Consider the following 3561-nt stretch of genomic DNA (forward strand, 5'->3'; position numbering starts at 1 on the left):
TTTGCATTGAGTTTTTCATGGTATTAGATTTTAAGGTTAACGTAAGATTGGTTGTCGGGACGACAATCAATTTTTTTATGCGAATAATCCTAATTTTCCTGTATGCGACTCAAGAGTAAACGCTTCCGGGCATTGAAATGCCGCAGTGAAGATTTACAGACGCCTGAGGTTCAATTTCATTCCATTTGAATCCGGAGACAACATAAGAGTGATTCCACTCTTGACAAAAAAAGATTGACAGAAAAAGAGACACCGTCGACGGTGTCTCTTTTTCTGTCAATCTTTTTTTACCTTATTCTGTATTACTTGTCTATAGGCTTGATGGATATGGCATAGCCACCGCCCGGAGCAGCCTTCATCTTCAGACGGCTCTTTGATGTCACCTTTTTCTTCTCGATTTTATATGCATGCGGGTTGGAGGCGTAATGCGCGTCTGGCGCATCGGCATATATAACCGCCTCGTATTTTTTATCCTTGTCAAGAAAATCAAGGGAAATTGTGGACTGATGACCGTTTTCGTTTGCAGTGCAGCCGACATACCAGTCATCCCCACCCTTTGCCTTCCGTGCCGCCACGATATATCTACCGGGCTCCGCCTCCAGATAACGGCTTTCATCCCAGTCTACCGCCACATCCTTGATAAACTGGAATGCGTCGAGATGGCGGTTGTAGACCTCGGGAACATCAGCTGCCATCTGAAGAGGACTGTACATGGTGACATATAATGCAAGCTGGCGGGCAATTGTACTGTTGACATGACCGTTGCCATCGGGATTGACCTCTTTCATATCCATGTCGAATATACCCGGAGTATAATCCATAGGACCTCCCTGAAGACGCGTGAACGGAAGAACTGTCGTATGGAACGGCTTGTTTCCTGCAAACGCCTCATACTCTGTTCCGCGTGCGCTTTCATTGCCTATCAGGTTGGGATATGTGCGACAGAGTCCAGTGGGACGCACGGCTTCATGGGCGTTGACCATGATTTTGTGTTTTGCGGCTTCGGTCACGGCATAAAGGTAGTGGTTGACAAGCCATTGTCCGTAATGATGTTCTCCGCGGGGAATCATGTTTCCCACATACCCGCTCTTCACGGAATTGTAACCATATTTGTTCATCAGCTTGTATGCTTTGTCCATATGCCTCTCATAATTGCGCACAGACGCCGAAGTCTCATGGTGCATCATCAGGCGCACACCTTTGGACTGAGCGTAGGCGTTAAGTCCTTCGAGGTCAAAGTCGGGATAAGGTGTCTGGAAATCGAATACATAATCCTTCGAATGCCCGAACCAGTCTTCCCAGCCGACATTCCACCCCTCCACAAGCACCTGGTCGAAGCCGTGTTCTGCTGCGAAGTCGATATATTTCTTCACATTGGCGGTGTTCGCCGAGTGTTTGCCGTGAGGTTTCACCGAAGCATAGTCATGTTTGCCGAGTTTGACGGACGGAAGATCAGATGTGTAGCTCCACTCCTTGGGACCGGCGATCATCTCCCACCATACTCCCACATATTTCACCGGCTTGATCCAGGATGTGTCATCGTAGGCGCACGGTTCGTTCAGATTGAGAATAAGGTTGGAGGCAAGCACATCACACGCATTGTCGCATATCATGACCGAACGCCAGGGCGTATGCGAAGGCGACTGCATATGTCCTTTGTTTCCCTGCGCATCGGGAGTGAGCCACGATTCAAACACCATGTTCTTGTCATCAAGATTCAGATGCATGCAGGAATAATCCACCAACGCCGCTTCATGTATATTGATATAAAGACCGTCGTCTGTCTTCATCTGCAATGCAGTCTGTACACCTGTGGGCGAGAAGAGAGTCTGCGACGCGTTGCTGCATATCGCCTCGCTCATCTTACCTCTGATTTCCGACAGACGGCACTCGGTATAGTCATATTCCTGCGTGTCGTAGTCGCCGGCTATCCACCATGCGGTGTGGTCGCCGTTCATGGCGAACTGAGTGTGTTCCTCCTTTATGATGAAATAATTGAGAACCCCCTCCTGCGGAAATTCGTAACGGAATCCGACACCATCGTCATATACCCGGAAACGTATATTCATTTTGCGGTAATGCTCCGGCTGGTCGAGACGCATCAGAAGTTCATTGTAATTGTTACGGATGTGACTGTTTTCACCCCATACCGGCTGCCACACCTCATCAAAACTTGAGACCGATGTGTCAATGAGCCTGAAGCCGTCCATCATATCGGGTCCGTCGGCAAGTTCGAAACCAAGTTTCGAGGGAAGCACCACTTTCTTGTTCTTGTATTCGATAGAATATACAGGCACGCTGTCGACCACATCTGCCTTCAATTTGACAGTTCCAGAGGGTGATGTGATTTCCGCTCCGTATGCATCCTGAGGAACAACACACATCCCCGAAGCGACAGCCAGCACAGCTGCGAGTTTGCTATATTTCATTTTCAATCAACTTATTTGGTCAGTTTGATAATTTTACATCCGTGAGCTGGAATCTGAGCGGTTATGGTCGCTGGAGCCTTCCCTTCGTCGGCATGGCGCCAGAGGTCGCGCATGTTCCACTCTCCGGAAATACCGAGATCAGACAGATTGACTGATATTGAAGCCGCACTGTCATCACGGTTGAACAATCCGATCACGTGGCTTCCATCGCTCATTGTGCCGTACCATATGCGGTTGTTTGCATCATTAAGCTTGTCGCTCAGAGGCTTGCCTACAAACCGGTCTGCGTTCAACGCCAGCATCTCGGTGTTTGTATAAAAACTTACGAGATTGCCGATTGTCGACGGTCTGTCTGAGACTGTCACCGGACCGCCAGCCATGAGCTGGAGCGACACCACTGTCTCGCGTTCGGCATCGCTGCCGAAGGTGTTCAGACGGATAAAGTCACCGTCAAGAATCACCTTGCCGCGTCCTGCGATGTGAGACCAGTAAGTGAAACCGTCGAACATGTTCATGCAGTTAGGCCATGTGGTGTATGACTTTCCACGGTCGCACGACGAGCAGTGCCACCAGCCGCCTCCGGCGGTATCGGCGACAATGCGCACCATGTTCCCATATTTTGACTCAACCGCAGCATCACCGTAAAGATGGGGCATTACCAACGATGTGAATATGCCGTATTTCTTTGCCGACTCTGCGATATAGTTGAGGGCGCGCGCATAGCTTTCATGTCCGTATCCATGACCAACCACACCGATATTGCGATCTTTGCCGTCTTCATACCACGACAGGAAGTCCATACGGATATAATCTATGCCCAGCTCCGCATAATGCCTGAAGAAACCGTCGATATATTCGCGTGCGCCGGGATTCTCGGCAACGACCCAGTTGAACCACATGTTCTCGGCAGAAGGATTCAGGATGTCGACAGAGCCATTGTAATACAGATTGCCGAAAGTATAATCAGTGCCTTCTATTTTCGTCTCACGCGGACCGTGGATCCAGAGGGGATTGTCGTAGACACCCACCCTGAGTCCTTTCGCCTTGCATTTTGCCACAAGATCCTTGAGAGACATCGAGCCGTAATGAGTCATATATCCCGAGGCATCCTTTGCCTCCATGGGAATAAAAC

2 protein-coding genes are annotated in these 3561 nt (G+C 49.5%); both read right to left on the reverse strand.

The features are described 5' to 3' along the window. Positions 1-302: 302 nt before the first annotated feature. Positions 303-2384, reverse strand: coding sequence for a glycoside hydrolase family 97 protein (locus JX312_RS10645; protein ID WP_239653888.1), 2082 nt, complete (start codon positions 2382-2384; stop codon positions 303-305). A gap of 56 nt (positions 2385-2440) precedes the next feature. Further along, positions 2441-3561 (reverse strand): glucan 1,6-alpha-isomaltosidase (locus tag JX312_RS10650; protein WP_204457978.1); only part of this gene is annotated, 1121 nt, incomplete at its 5' end.

The organism is Barnesiella sp. CU968, assembly GCF_905219685.1.
In the GTDB taxonomy this organism is placed as follows: Bacteria; Bacteroidota; Bacteroidia; order Bacteroidales; family Muribaculaceae; genus Lepagella; species Lepagella muris_A.

Bases quoted from the DNA above. Each gene is read 5' to 3' on its own strand.
- JX312_RS10645 (WP_239653888.1), bottom strand. From the start codon at position 2,384: ATGTGTGTTGTTCCTCAGGATGCATACGGAGCGGAAATCACATCACCC.